Here is a 14,430-nt window from a genome sequence, read left to right on the forward strand (position 1 = left end):
AACTTTGGCTACTATATTCTGTTTAGAAACCGCCACAACCAATTGCTCTGTAGCTATAGCTAAGGATGGAGCGGTTCTGGCATTAAAGGAAGATTATAATAATAACTATTCTCATGCAGAAAAACTGCATGTTTTTATTGAGGAAATTCTTAAGGACAACGACCTGAAAACTACAGATCTGGATGCTATAGCTGTTAGCAAAGGGCCTGGATCGTACACTGGTTTAAGAATTGGCGTTTCCGCGGCCAAGGGCTTATGTTTTTCCCTGGGCATCCCTCTAATTTCTGTTCCCACCCTTACCTCTCTTGCCCACCAGATTACTATAGAAGGAGGATATATAATTCCTTTGCTGGATGCCAGGAGAATGGAAGTTTATTCAGCAGTCTTCAGTAAAGATTTTGAGCAGGTAAGGGAAACAAAGGCAGAAGTCTTAGATCAAAATTTTTACCGGGAATACCTGGAGAGGGACAAGGTTTATTTTATTGGTAATGGAGTGGATAAGTTTCAGAAGATATGCCACGATCCCAATGCGGTTTTTATAGAAGGTAAATTGCCTTCAGCAAGAGAAATGGCTTCTTTAGCAAACGAAAAATATAAAATAAGCGACATGGAAGATGTCGCTTATTTTGAACCGTATTATCTAAAAGATTTTATAGCTGGATAAAATCCGCTAACCGCTATGTTTCTTTTGTTGGTTTTAGATCTTTTTCAACCGTTCCATTCATCTTGGTTTGATCGTAAATGTAAACATCACGCTGAGGATAAGGTATGGTCATTCCGGCTGCTTCCAATCGTATTTTACCTTCTTCTATCATATACCAGTGGATATCCCAAAAAACACTGTTAGGAGCAAAATATCTTACTAATATATTAACCGAATTGTCACCAAGTTCTCCAACCAGGATTTGCGGTGCCGGATCTTCTACAATATCTTTTTGCTCCTTTACCAGGTTCTCAAGTACTTCTTTGGCTTTTTTGATATCATTATCATAAGAGATTCCGAAGGTTAAATTTTCCCTTCTGGTTTCATTATGACTATAATTGGTTATGTTATCGTTACTAAGCTCGCCATTAGGTATTACCACCCGTTGATTTCCAAAGGTGTTAAGTTTAGTGTAGAAGAGGGAAATTTCTACCACACTCCCGGAAACACCCTGAGCTTCAATCCAGTCACCAAGTTTAAATGGTTTTAGCATTATAATCAGTACCCCACCGGCAAAGTTGGAGAGGGATCCCTGTAATGCAAGTCCAATGGCCAGACCAGCGGCACCTATAGCCGCAACAAGGGAAGTAGTTTCTATGCCCAGCTGGGAAATAACCACTACAAACAGTAGGATCTTTAATCCCCAGTTAATGAGGCTAACAATAAAATTTTCAAGAGCAGGATCGTAGCCTTTCATATCCGCTATTTTCCGAATATATTTAACTACAATTCTTATAATCCATAAACCAACGACAAGCATTAAAATTGCCGCCAGAAGATCTGGTAAAAAGTCGATTAATTTTTGGGTGTACTCTTTAGCATACATTTCCCAATTTTGAATTTGATCCATTTTTTAAAATTTTGTGCAAATTCAAATTTTAGCCAAAGAAAAAGGAATTTTAAGTGTTAATTCTTGTTAAAGGTGGTTACCTGAGCTCTTTTCTATATTCTTTAAATAAAAAAGCTCCCGACCTACGGGAGCATGATCAAAAAATTAAAGAAGTAATTAATCTACTTCAAAAGTGATTTTCACATTTACCCGATAATCTACCAGATTTTCTCCTTCTACATTAGCAGTTTGCTCTTTAAGATATACGGAGCGTATATTTTTTACAGATTTTGCTGCATGCTTAACAGCATTTTTTGCAGCATCTTCCCAGCTTTTATTGGAATTTGCCATTACTTCTATTACTTTTAAAACAGCCATAATATTTAGTTTTTGTGGTTAATAAAATGTTTATACTTAAGTTACAAAATTAGGAAGGCTAATTTGTTAAACTTTTAATAACCTTTGTGCCGAAGCTTATTACTTAAAAAGCTGCACTTTTGCTGGCCGAAAAGAATTCAGGTTTATGGAGGATGTTTATATCGTAATGTTAGTGGCCCTGCTGGCTTTAGCTATTACAGACTTGGTGGTTGGTGTAAGTAATGATGCCATTAATTTTTTAAATTCAGCAATAGGCTCCAAAGCAGTTTCCATGAGGACCATCCTTATAGTGGCAAGTCTTGGAGTTGCTGTGGGAGCTATTTTTTCCAGTGGATTAATGGAAGTTGCCCGAAAAGGTATTTTTATGCCGGGGCAATTCTATTTTGAAGAAATTATGATCATCTTCATGGCAGTAATGATTACCGATGTGCTTCTCCTGGACTTTTTTAATTCTCTTGGCCTGCCAACTTCAACGACAGTTTCCATAGTATTTGAACTGTTAGGTGCTGCAGTTTGTATGGCAGCTATAAAAATTTATGCAGATACAGGGGATTATGGAGAATTGACCTCCTATATAAATACTTCCAAGGCCACAGAGATTATTGTAGGCATCTTTCTGGCTGTATTTATTGCCTTCATGGTGGGTGCGGTGGTACAATATATTTCCCGGTTAATTTTTTCCTTTCAATATGAGAAGAAAATAAAATATGTAGGTGCACTTTTTGGGGGAGTGTCTTTAACAGCAATATTATTTTTTATTCTAATCAAAGGTCTCAAGAGTGTTTCTTTTATTTCTGACAGTACTTTGGACTTTATTAATGAAAATACGGTTCTCATTATTCTTGGTGGTTTTGTCTTTTTTACATTACTCTCGCAATTTGTAATGAGCTTTTTAAAGCTGAATATTCTTAGGATCATTATCGTAATAGGCACCTTTGCACTAGCTCTTGCTTTTGCTGGAAACGATCTCGTGAATTTTATAGGAGTGCCTATAGCCGCGTGGCAATCTTTTGAGATCTGGCAATCTGCATACCAGGCTTCAGGTACTTTACCTTCAGAATTATTAATGACGGGCTTATCTGGAGAGGTTGCTACTCCGGAATTCCTATTGGTTCTGGCCGGGGGGGTAATGGTTATCACAATCTGGTTTTCGAAGAAAGCGCGTTCTGTTGTAGACACCGGGGTGAATCTTGCAAGGCAGGGAGATGGCGTTGAGCGTTTTGAACCTAATTTCCTATCCAGAACTATTGTGAGGTACTCTGTGCTCTTTGGAAATGCAGTTTCTGTAGTTCTTCCATCGCCTTTAAAAGAACGTATAGATGCTAAATTTAATAAACCTACATCACATGTTAGAAGCAAAAGAATAGATGCTCCCGCATTTGACATGGTGAGAGCCTCTGTAAACCTGGTTGTGGCAAGTGTATTAATCTCTATAGGGACCAGTCTAAAATTACCATTATCGACCACCTATGTTACCTTTATGGTAGCTATGGGTACTTCCTTATCAGATCGTGCCTGGGATCGTGAAAGTGCGGTATATAGAGTAGCAGGGGTTTTAAATGTTGTTGGCGGGTGGTTTGTAACTGCGTTAGTGGCATTTACTGCTGCAGCCATCTTTGCTGCTATTATCTTTTATGGTGGTACTATCGCACTTGCACTGCTAATAATTATTGCTGCTGTCCTTGTGGTTCGAAGTAGTATTTTACATTCCAGGAAATCTAAGGAAGAAGAAAACAAAAAGCGCTATAATCGTACAGATATTATCACCATAAACGAAATAACTTCAGAAACTTCAGAAAATATATCCAGTGTGATAGGTGGTGTTAATAAGATGTACACCAAAACTGTAGACAACCTAGGTTATCATGATCTCAGTAAGCTTAAGAAAAACAACAAAGCAATCAAGAAGCTGGAAAACGAAGTAGATGAATTAAAAGGGAATATCTTTTACTTCATTAAATCGCTTGACGATGATTCTGTAGAAGCCAGTAAGTTTTATATTCTTATCCTGGATTACTTGCAGGATATGGTGCAATCCATAAGTTTTATTACCCGCAATAGCTATAATCACGTTCATAACAACCATAAAAATCTAAAATTCAATCAGATACGGGACTTGAAAAAGATTGATGAAAGGATGCAGGTCCTTTTTGATGATATCAAGAACCTTTTCGATAATCACGAATTTGGTGATATAGAGCGCATCCTCTCAGAAAAGCAGGAACTTCTGGACTCTGTGTCAGAACTTATTCAAAAGCAAATTGACCGTATCCGTACGTCAGAAACAAGCCCGAAGAATTCAAAATTATATTTTGGACTGCTATTGGAAACAAAGGATCTGGTAAGCTCTACAATGAGTTTGTTGCAACTCTTTCAGGAGTTCTATACAGAGGCAAAAAGTACCTTATAGATCGCACTAAAAAAGCGATGAAATTATCCGTTTACGGCTTCTACAGTTTCAACTTTATCGCGAAGCATATCCCTTAGCATGGTTTCTATACCATTTTTTAAGGTCATTGTGGAAGATGGACACCCACTGCACGCGCCCTGTAGGATTACCTTAACGGTTTTTGTATCTGCGTTGTAAGAGTCAAAGAGGATATTCCCTCCGTCGCTTGCTACTGCAGGCTTAATATATTCATCCAGTATTGCTACTACCTGTTTAGCAGTATCATCCAGGCCGTTCACATCTATTTTTGTTTCTGAAGAATTGTATTTTTCCGCCTTCTGATTATCCGAAGCAGCTTCAGCAGAGATCACCTCATTTCCTTCCTGAAGAAAACCAGTAATAAATTCCCTGATTTCTATTGTAATATCATCCCATTCAGCAACTTCATATTTGTTAATTGAAACATAGTTTTCATCAATAAAAATTTCCTTCACAAAAGGGAAATGAAAAAGCTTTTGGGCTAGAGGAGCATCTTTTGCATCATCAATATTCTTAAATTCAGCTGCATTAATTACCAGTTTCTTGTTGGCAACAAACTTCATAACAGCTGGATTTGGTGTGCTTTCGGCATACACTGTTACCGGAATATTCTTCGCTTTTTCTTCTTTAGCCTTAACTACAGAACTACCGGAATTGAGATAATCTTCAATTTGTTGAGCTACCTCGTCTTCCACATCTTTCCAGTCCACAATGTCATATTTTTCGAGCGCAACAAAATTTTGTGCGATATACACTGTCTTTACAAACGGCAGATAAAATAGCTGTTGAGCCAGGGGTGAAGCAGAGGCTTCATCTATGTTTTTAAATTCGAAACTCTCGTGCTGGGTTAGAAACTTATTTGTTTCAAATTTTACAATTCCCGGTTTGTTGGTATGTTGAATATTTATCTTGAAATTATCCATTTTAAATTTTATTTACAAAAATACTAAAGAAAAGTAACGTAATCGATATATTTACGGCACTTATGGGGACCTTTAATTTATTACAACGCCAGCGGTTATCATCTTTTTCTTCTTTTAACCAATTAAGCGGCATAAGAAAAATCTTCTTGATTCTATGCTTATTTATTTTCTGTCTTCCCGCCAAAGCCCAGGAAGTCATTCCGACCTATTCAGATTATCTCACGGATAATCTTTTTTTGTTGCATCCTTCTATGGCCGGCGCAGCGAATAGGAATCAAATAAGATTAACAGCGAGGCAGCAATGGTTTGACGTAGAGGACGCCCCTAGCTTACAAACTTTGAGCATAAATGGAAGAGTAGGGGAGAAAGTAGGGTTGGGTGCTATATTATTTAACGATTCCAATGGGAATTTTTCTAAAAGTGGGGCCTATGCGGCTTTTGCTTATCATTTGATGTTTTCAAGAAGTAATGCAGCCCTTAATCAGTTATCATTTGGGATAAGCGGCGGACTGATCCAGCACAGGCTGGATCAAAGTGGTTTTACAGAATTTGATCCAGCTCTCGGAGGGAATGATTCTGATATTTATGCCAATATGGATTTTGGGATTTCTTATTACTACATGAACTTTTACAGTCATTTTGCAGCAAAGAATATTTTATCTGTAAGCCGTGAGCTGTTTTATTCTGATGCAGTACCAAGTAATCAAAGAAAATATCTTGCTTCTGCAGGATATATATTTGAGGATATTTCCAACTCTTTTAGCCTGGAACCTTCAGTGTTGTTTCAGCTACGGGAAGCGACAAATGAAAAAGCAGTAGATGCTAATCTTAAAGCTTACCGGGATGTGGATTTTGGACAGGTGTGGGGAGGCTTATCCTATAGAAATACCTTTGAAGGTGCAGAATATACCGGTGAGGGGGAGGAATTACAAAGTCAGCTTTTAAATTATATAACTCCGTTTGTAGGAGTTAATTACAGGGATTTTTTGGTGGGTTATACTTTTACTTATCAACTAAATTCTCTGGTGTTAAGTAATAATGGTTTTCACCAGATAACCCTTGGATACAATTTCGGAAAAAGCAGGAAGCGTTATGATTGTAAATGTCCTGCAGTAAATTATTAGAAGTCCATATAAGAAACGGGGAAGTTATGTTCTTTGGAATTAATAAGTTCTGCGAGTACCATGGGATTTTTATTGCTGAAAAATTCCGGAATTTCCGCACTCGAAGTACCATTTAAAAGATGGTTTTGTTCCAACACCGCCTTGGTTTGTCTTGCTACGGCTTCCCCGGAATCGATTATCTGCACCTTTTTAGGAAGAATTTTTTTGAGTGTCGGGATGAGGTAGGGATAATGGCTGCAACCCAGGACCAGATAGTCGATCTCTTGAAGAAGCATAGGTTCTAGAAGCTGGTGCAATAAATTTTCCGTTGCAAGAGAATCTTTTTTTCCCCCTTCAATAAGTTCCACTAATCCATTTCCTTCTATTTCAATTACCTTAATCTTTTTGGTGTATAATTCTGATGTTTTCGAAAAAAGGGCACTGCTTAAGGTTCCCTTAGTAGCGAGTATTCCTATCGCTTTAGTTTGGGATTTAAGAGCAGCAGGTTTAATGGCTGGTTCTATACCTATAAAAGGAATTTTATATTCTGATCTTAATTCTTGTATGGCATTTGTGGTAGCAGTATTACAGGCTACTACAATTAGCTTACAACCCATAGACAGCAGCTTATCAGTATTTTTTCTGCTGAGGCTCACGATATCCCTTACAGTTTTTTTTCCATAAGGTGCATTTTTGCTATCGGCCAGATAGATGGTTTTTTCAAGCGGAAGTAAACTGTGAATTTCTTTCCAGATGGAGGTTCCGCCTACTCCGGAATCAAAAATGCCAATGGGATTAAAGCTCATAGGTACAAAAATAAAAACTGCGCAGGATTACTGCGCAGTTTTCTCTTTATTATTTGACTAGTAGGATTTATTACATTCCCAGTTCTTTCTTTACATCTGGCATAAGGTTGTAACCATCAGCAAGAATAACTCCGGTTCCTGTAGTAGAGTCTAGAACATAATCGTAACCTTTAGCTCTGGCTACTTTTTGTATAGCTCCACGGGCCTTTTCTATTACAGGCGCAATAAGCTCATTCTGTTTCTTTTGAAGTTCCTGTCTTGCTTTTTGGCTATGTTCCTGAATTCTTCTTTGGGTCATCTGCATTTCCTGAGAACGTTTCTGGTTCTCTTCATCGGTTACTGTTTCAACCTCTGCCTGGTAACGTTGCATGGTGCCTTGAGCTTCTGTCAACATATCGTTAATTTCTGCATCGTAGGTTTTTTCAAGCTTTTCCAGTTGGGTCATGGCATCACCATAGGCCGGCATAGATTCCACCAGTTCCTGGGTTGCGATGTGTGCAACTTTTGATTGTGCATTTGTAAAAGCTGTAGCTCCAAGGGTCAATGCTAAAGCTATAAAAAGTGTTCTGAATTGTTTCATTTTAATCGTTATTAGTGTTAAAGTATTTAAAGTTCAAAGTTAATTAATTGTATCCTTTTGTTGCCTTAATTCTCGTATAGAATCCATGCGACGTTGCCGTGCTTCAATTACTCTGGCGCGTCTTTCTTCCAGTTCTTTCTGCCTTGCAGCTTTAATGGAATCTCTTTGGCGCTGCCTCTCAGCCAGGATAGCTTCTCTCTCGTTCTGCTTATCCTGATTTTCCTGTTCCCTTTCGGCAACTTTTTCGTCTTGTTCAACAGTTCTGCCTTCTGCTGTTTCCAACTCCTGGCGGTCCTGCCGTGACTCTATTTGTCTTCTGTTTGCAGCACGGTTTATGCTTCTAAGAACCTGGTCGCTTATATCATGCTCTTCTGCGGCATACAACATCCCGGTATCTGCAGTCCTGTCAAAAACCATGTCTAAATTTCTGTTTTCTGAAATTTCTCTCACAGCTGTAAAAACCTGATCCTGGATTGGTCGTACGAGCTGCTTTTTCTGAAGCAGGTAATCTCCATTAGGACCAAATCTTTTTTGTTGATAATCTAAAGCCTGTTCTTCCTGGTACGCTATTTCTTCTTCTCTTTCTTCTATGAGTTCTCTGGTAAGAAGTGCCCTTTCATTGTCTAGCCTGAATTTCATTTTCTCAATCTCACGTTTTTTTTCTTCAACTTCAGATTTCCATTCCAGAACCCTTGCATCAAGCTGGGACGAGGCTTCCTGATACTGAGGTACATTTTGCAGGATATATTCCATATCCACATAGCCTATACGGAAGGTTTTTTGAGCCTGTAAACCCATTCCGGCAAAGAGTGTAAGCAATGTAAAACCGAAAATCCTATTTATCATATTCTGGATTATAGAAAATACCGTGCCAAATTTAAAATTGTTGGTTAAGGATAAAGTGTGTTTCCCAGCCATGCGGCCCCTGCTCACCCACAACGGGATCAAAACCATAACCAAAATCAATCCCCAATAATCCGAACATCGGCATAAAAATCCTTATTCCTGCTCCGGCAGATCGGTTTAATTGGAACGGGTTAAAATCCCGAAAATTATCATAAGAAGCACCGCCTTCCATAAAAGTTAGGGCGTAAATAGAGGCTGATTGCTTCAGAGTAATAGGGAAACGCAGCTCCAATGAATATTTATTATAAATGGTAGCACCATCATCTGTTGCTCCTGTTGGGCGATCCAAAGGAACTACAGATTGATTTGGGTATCCTCGTAGCTGTATGGTTTCCCTTCCGTCAAGGCTATAGGCGCCCAGTCCATCTCCTCCAAGATAAAAACGCTCGAAGGGAGGAATTCCTCTTTCGTTGTTATAGGCACCAAGGAAACCGTATTCAGCATTTGTTCGTAAAACCAGATTTTTGTTACTACCAAAATTAGCTAAAGTTGTGTACCAGGTTCCATTGAATTTTATCTTATAAAATTCAAGCCATTTAAACTTCTCCTGATCGATTTTTCTCTGGTCTCCAACAGCATTCTCGGGTAATACCCTTGCTCCAGAGTTGTCTATTAAATTTCCATTTTCATCCTCAAGTTGAAATTCACGTTGCTCCGAAAGATTCTCATAATCTGTACCGTTCCATAAGGAATAGGGCGGGGTGAATTTAGCAGTTAATCGAAATTGCGATCCTCCAATCGGGAAAACAGGATTGGTATAAGTGTTATCTCTTGTTAGCCCAAATGTGTAAGTAAGGTTGTTGGAATAACCATCCCCAAAAGTAAAGAGTCCTGTATTATAGTTGTTAAGATCATATCTCTGAAATCCTACGGAGTGAGAAACTGTCATAAATCTATCTGGTACACTTAGGCGTTTTGCCAAACCTACGCTTACTCCAAGAATATCGAAACTTCTGCTTCTGTCTGCCCTCCTGTTTAGGTAATCAAATAGAAACTGGCGTGTATAGCTAAAGGAGGTGGAGAAACTTACTGGTTTCACGCCGCCCAGCCAGGGTTCCCGGAAGGAAAGGCTATATGTTTGGTAATAGGTGCTGGCCTGGGCTCTAAGAGAGAGGCTTTGGCCATCACCCATAGGTACCGGTTTATATGCCTCTTTGTCAAATATGCTACCAATAGAAAAGTTATTAAAAGAAAGTCCTAAAGTTCCAATAAATCCTCCGCCACCGTAACCACCCTGTAGTTCTATTTGACTGGCTCCTGATTCTACCACAGAATATTCTAGATCTAAAGTTCCTGTGTTGGGATTAGGATCTACAAGGTTAGGGGTTAGCTGTTCCGCATCAAAGAAACCTAACTGCCCCAACTCACGCAATGTACCCATGATATTGGCTTTGCTGTATTTTTGTCCCGGTTTCGTTAAAAGCTCTCTGTATATTACATGGTCTTTTGTTCTGTCGTTTCCTGTAACCCTAATTTTATTAAAGAAAGCTTCTTTTCCTTCAGAAATTCTTACTTCAAAGTCTATGGTGTCATTCTCAACGCTCGTTTCAACCAGGTTAATGTTAGAAAAAAGATAACCGTTGTTCTGGTATAGGTTGGTAAGATCCTGTGCATCTGGTTTAGTATTGTCCATGATCCTTTTGTCCAATAAAACACCATTATAAACATCACCTTTCTGAATACCAAAAACCCGTGAAAGTTGTTCATCTGTATAAACGCTGTTTCCAACAAAATCTATGTTTCCAACATAATAGCGATCACCTTCTTCAAGCCTTAATTGTAAGGCTATAGTCTCCTCATCCTTGCGGATCAATGAATCTGAAATGATCCTGGCATTCCTAAATCCGTTTTCTTTATACTTATCCACGACGGCAGCTTTGTCTTCCTGATAATCACTGCGAACAAATTTGGATCTCTTCCAAAAGCGGATGAGGTTCTTTTGTTTAGTATTTTTCATATTTCGCCTTAGCTTGGCGTCAGAAAATACTTCGTTTCCTATAAATTCTATGTCGTCAATTTTAACCCGGTCTCCACGATCTACGTTTACTACCATGTTCACACGATTGGCCTGAGAGGTAGTGTCTTCTATGGGAATAGTGTTAATAGCTACTTTAGTGTTAAAATAGCCTTCTTTTTTATACTTGTTTTCGATGTAGTTCTTTGTGGTCGTAATTAGGTTCTCAGTAACTTTAGTTCCTGGAGTTAGACTGTTCTCCTCAATAAGTTCTTCTATTTCCCTTTTCTTTTTGACTCCCTGGATACGTGCTTGTGCAAGCTGGGGTACTTCCTGAATTTCAAGTTCCAGATCTGCCACATCTCCTTCAACATTAGTAATGTAAAAATTAATGTCACTAAAGCTTCCAATATCCCACAGTTTTTGTACAATCTTACTCAAACGTTCTCCGGGGATATAAATCTCTTCTCCTTCTTTTAAACCAGTGTAGGCGATCACCGTTTGTTCATTAAAACTAACAGTACCGGTCACCTTTATGTCGCCAATGATATATTTTTCTCCGTTGGCAAGAGGTAAGTCCTGAGCTTGTGTAGATATGCTAAAGGTAAATATAAATGCTAAGAGTGCTAAAAGTCTCCCTGTGGTGAATGCATTAACTGAGTTGCTCACTAGTTTTTCCAAATCTTCGTTCTCTGTTTTGATAATTGTAAATGGCTTCAAAAAGATCTTCTTTTCTAAAGTCCGGCCATAAAATTTTTGTAAAATATAATTCGGCATATGCTATTTGCCATAGCAGGAAATTGCTTATTCGCTGCTCACCGCTTGTCCTGATCAACAGGTCCACGTCTGGTAAATTGTGGGTGTAAAGATGCTTATTTATAACCGATTCATCAATAGCATCAATGGATAATTCATTGTTTTCAATCTCTTTACTAATACTTTTAATGCAGTTAGTCAATTCTTCACGGGAACCATAGCTAAGTGCGAGTGTAAGAATCATCCTTTTATTGGAGCTGGTTTTTTCTATAACTTCTGAAAGTTCCCTACGTGCTTTTTTAGGAAGTGTGTGAATATTGCCTATAGCTTTTAACTGTATATCATTTTCCTGAAGGGTTTTTATCTCTTTCCGAAGAGAAGAAACCAGTAATTTCATAAGTAGATCCACTTCGAGCTTTGGACGGTTCCAGTTTTCAGTAGAAAAAGCATAAAGAGTAAGGTGTTTGACTCCAATTTCAGCACATCCTTCTACCACGTCTCTTACAGCAGTGGTGCCTTCTTCATGCCCCGCAGCTCTTAAATAGCCTTTTTTTTGCGCCCACCGCCCGTTGCCATCCATAATAACGGCGATATGCAGGGGTAATTTTTCAAGGTTTATTTTGTCTCTAAAGATCATATTAAAAGCGGCTATAACATGGTTTTCTTCCGAAGGTAAAAGTAAGGCTTATCCCAGTAAATACATACCAGTCTGAAGTATTTCTATTTCCAAACTCAATAGGCGGGTCTCTTCTCCCAAGAAGTTCAGAAGGCCAGCTGCCATCCAGGTTGTCGCTGAAGGTGTAACGGGCACCTATTTCCAATCCTCCTATAATATGTTCCGTAATTGTTTCTTTGTATCCTAAGACCATTGGTATTGCAAATTCCCAGTTTGTTCCTTCATTTTCTAAATTACCCGCTCTTCCATCCCTTAGGTAAACATGATCGGCTCTAAAAAAGGTTATTCCTGTATATAGGTAAGGAGTGCTCTGGGGGGTGCCTTCGTGTAAATCATAACTCCAGAAATTATACTCAATTCCTAAAGAAGCTTCAGCAATTGTGTTGGTAAAGGAGTAGCCTCGCTGCTGCCTTCGGGTTTCACTGGATTTGGCATCATCTGCAGCTATTTCTGCATAAAGTAAGGACGCCCGGAAAGCGTGCCTGGGACTTCTGTTCCATTTTGCCATTACTCCGCCCACCAGTGTATTTGGATAAATATAATTGGACTTTCCTACGTCTCCAATATAATTGGCACCACCAATAAAAGGTCCCAATTCGAACGTTTGGGAGTAGGAAAAGGCGGTGTAAACAACCAAAAAAGTAAAAGCAAGTAGGTGCTTCATAGGTTTTTAAAAGTCTGCAAATATAACAATTATGTTTGCTCCACAATATTTTGAGCATTTTTGTACACAGTTATAAACAGATTTGGGAAACTTTTATTGCCTAATTACGTTTATCTTCTCCCCAAAGTAGCTTCTTCCGTAGGGTTTTTAGAAAACTGTCTCCATGCAGTTCTACAATCTTAATCGCGAACGGGGCCTTTTCTATTGTTATTTCGGTATCGTTCTCCAAAGTGGCAATGCGGGAATCCATAGAAACGAGATAAGAGTTTTCCCTTCCGGAAACTTTGAGGCGAATTTTTGTACTATCTGTAATCACCAGAGGTCTGGCGTTAAGATTATGAGGTGCAATAGGGGTAATAATAAGTGAATTAACATTTGGCGTAATTACCGGGCCACCACAACTTAGAGAATATCCTGTGGAGCCTGTGGGAGTGGATATTATTACACCATCTGCCCAGTAGGAAGTGAGGTACTGGTCGTCCAGCCATGTATCTACGGTTATCATAGAGGTGGTGTTTCTTCGGCTCACCGCAATTTCATTAAGGGCCACATGTTTAAATACCCCGTCTGGATTTTCGGGATCTGTAGAGATTTTCAGAACGGTTCTTTCTGAAATACTGTAATTTTTTTGAAGGATGTTATGAATAGTGGCTTTAATTTCTTCTTTTTGAATGGTGGCGAGAAAACCAAGTCTGCCTGTATTTATTCCTAAAATGGGAATATCCAGGTCACGAATGTAATTAATAGATTTTAGTATTGTTCCATCTCCGCCAATACAGAAAAAAAGGTCGTAGGAATTATCCAGTTCTTCAAACGTTCTGAAATGATTGTATTCCTTATTTATGGTTTCATTCTTGTTAATTAGATCAAGAAAGTTTTCTTCTATAATTACCTCCACATTCTCCTGGTCGAGCAGTTCCAGCAACTGTGCGATGTACTTCCCGGCGTTGGCGTGATAAAATTGCCCATAAATCCCTATTTTCATAAAATAAATATTAAAAAGACCCTGTTGTTAAGAAGAAAAAATAGCTTTTTTTAGATAATTATATATTCAGGTACTTATCAAGATATTTTGACCTGTCTTTCATGTTCTTTTTAAAGGTATCTTCCTGGTGCTCTGAAATTATGTTGTACCCATAGCGCCTAAAGGCCTGGATAATGGCAGTCATAGCCGTGGGGCTGGTTTTAATTGTGATTTGGGCAACATCATTTTCTATCTTCGAAACAAAGGCACCTAAAATATGGCCATTATTGGTCTCTACTATCTGGCTTACTTCACTAATTGAGTAATCTTTAAAACTTTTTTCAACCACAAGGATGTTTCCGGATTCATTTAAAAAAGGAGTTTCATTAAAGAGGCTAATCATATCATTAACTTCAAAATAACCCTGGTAAACGTTGCTTTCATCGAGCACCGGAAGCAAATTAGTATCGTTTTGAGCAAAAGATTCCAGAATATCCAGCCAATAGCCGTTTTCCCTTACAAAAAAACCTTCCAAAGCATATTGATAATCTTCCAATGTCTTTTCTGCATCAAAGCAGCGGATGTCATTTTCTGAAATGCAACCAATATAGGTTCCGCTTTTTTCTACCGGTAGATGTGTATAGGTTAGGTTGTTAAATAGATCCTGGGTTTCTCCAATTCTATCGGAGAGTTTCAGGATGTTAACGTCGTTTAAAATATATTCCTCCATGCTCATAATCTTGCTCCTTTTTCTGCAAAT

At 38.6% G+C, this 14,430-nt stretch carries 14 protein-coding genes; 3 read left to right on the forward strand and 11 right to left on the reverse strand.

What is annotated here, in order from left to right:
- Nucleotides 1-4: 4 nt before the first annotated feature.
- Entirely contained in the window at nt 5-664 is a 660-nt protein-coding gene (tsaB, locus tag RM529_RS01515; RefSeq protein WP_311482981.1) for a tRNA (adenosine(37)-N6)-threonylcarbamoyltransferase complex dimerization subunit type 1 TsaB, read from the forward strand.
- A 13-nt stretch (nt 665-677) separates the two neighbouring features.
- Here the strand turns inward: tsaB and RM529_RS01520 are convergent, their stop codons facing one another.
- Together RM529_RS01520 and RM529_RS01525 are read right to left on the reverse strand one after the other, a co-directional pair.
- Nucleotides 678-1,553, reverse strand: coding sequence for a mechanosensitive ion channel family protein (locus RM529_RS01520; protein ID WP_311482982.1), 876 nt, complete (start codon nt 1,551-1,553; stop codon nt 678-680).
- A 156-nt stretch (nt 1,554-1,709) separates the two neighbouring features.
- Nucleotides 1,710-1,910 carry a dodecin family protein gene (locus tag RM529_RS01525; RefSeq protein ID WP_311482983.1) on the reverse strand — a complete coding sequence of 67 codons (201 nt, stop codon included), beginning with the start codon at nt 1,908-1,910 and terminating at the stop codon, nt 1,710-1,712.
- Nucleotides 1,911-2,055: 145 nt separating this feature from the next.
- Between RM529_RS01525 and RM529_RS01530 the strand changes: the two genes are divergently transcribed.
- On the forward strand, nt 2,056-4,320 hold the full coding sequence (locus RM529_RS01530; RefSeq protein WP_311482984.1) for an inorganic phosphate transporter: 2,265 nt from the start codon (nt 2,056-2,058) through the stop codon (nt 4,318-4,320).
- Nucleotides 4,321-4,343: 23 nt separating this feature from the next.
- Here RM529_RS01530 and RM529_RS01535 read toward each other — a convergent pair whose 3' ends face one another.
- On the reverse strand, nt 4,344-5,261 hold the full coding sequence (locus RM529_RS01535; RefSeq protein ID WP_311482985.1) for a NifU family protein: 918 nt from the start codon (nt 5,259-5,261) through the stop codon (nt 4,344-4,346).
- 131 nt (nt 5,262-5,392) lie between these two features.
- On the opposite strand from RM529_RS01535, the gene RM529_RS01540 reads away from it, so the two are divergent.
- On the forward strand, nt 5,393-6,385 hold the full coding sequence (locus tag RM529_RS01540; RefSeq protein ID WP_311483033.1) for a PorP/SprF family type IX secretion system membrane protein: 993 nt from the start codon (nt 5,393-5,395) through the stop codon (nt 6,383-6,385).
- On the opposite strand, the gene murI is transcribed toward RM529_RS01540, so the two are convergent.
- From murI to RM529_RS01580, 8 genes are all read right to left on the reverse strand, one after another.
- Nucleotides 6,382-7,170: a glutamate racemase gene (murI, locus tag RM529_RS01545; protein WP_311482986.1), complete on the reverse strand. Its 789-nt coding sequence runs from the start codon at nt 7,168-7,170 to the stop codon at nt 6,382-6,384. The genes RM529_RS01540 and murI overlap by 4 nt on opposite strands.
- Nucleotides 7,171-7,240: 70 nt before the next feature.
- Complete coding sequence (locus RM529_RS01550; protein WP_311482987.1) at nt 7,241-7,750, reverse strand: OmpH/Skp family outer membrane protein; 510 nt, start codon at nt 7,748-7,750, stop codon at nt 7,241-7,243.
- 39 nt (nt 7,751-7,789) lie between these two features.
- A complete protein-coding gene (locus RM529_RS01555; RefSeq protein ID WP_311482988.1) occupies nt 7,790-8,596 on the reverse strand; it encodes an OmpH/Skp family outer membrane protein in 807 nt (268 codons plus the stop codon).
- A gap of 31 nt (nt 8,597-8,627) precedes the next feature.
- Nucleotides 8,628-11,330, reverse strand: a complete 2,703-nt coding sequence (bamA, locus tag RM529_RS01560) for an outer membrane protein assembly factor BamA (protein ID WP_311482989.1) — start codon at nt 11,328-11,330, stop codon at nt 8,628-8,630.
- A complete protein-coding gene (uppS, locus tag RM529_RS01565; RefSeq protein WP_311482990.1) occupies nt 11,263-12,003 on the reverse strand; it encodes an undecaprenyl pyrophosphate synthase in 741 nt (246 codons plus the stop codon). The genes bamA and uppS overlap by 68 nt, the downstream gene beginning before the upstream one ends.
- A gap of 1 nt (nt 12,004) precedes the next feature.
- The gene (gene porG / locus RM529_RS01570; protein ID WP_311482991.1) at nt 12,005-12,706 is read right to left on the reverse strand and encodes a type IX secretion system protein PorG; all 702 of its coding nucleotides are present in this window, start codon (nt 12,704-12,706) and stop codon (nt 12,005-12,007) included.
- Nucleotides 12,707-12,806: 100 nt separating this feature from the next.
- Nucleotides 12,807-13,691 carry an NAD kinase gene (locus RM529_RS01575; RefSeq protein ID WP_311482992.1) on the reverse strand — a complete coding sequence of 295 codons (885 nt, stop codon included), beginning with the start codon at nt 13,689-13,691 and terminating at the stop codon, nt 12,807-12,809.
- Nucleotides 13,692-13,749: 58 nt separating this feature from the next.
- Nucleotides 13,750-14,406: a CBS domain-containing protein gene (locus RM529_RS01580; RefSeq protein WP_311482993.1), complete on the reverse strand. Its 657-nt coding sequence runs from the start codon at nt 14,404-14,406 to the stop codon at nt 13,750-13,752.
- Between the last annotated feature and the right edge of the window lie 24 nt (nt 14,407-14,430).

It is taken from the genome of Autumnicola edwardsiae, from assembly GCF_031846505.1.
GTDB classification, from domain to species: domain Bacteria; phylum Bacteroidota; class Bacteroidia; order Flavobacteriales; family Flavobacteriaceae; genus Autumnicola; species Autumnicola edwardsiae.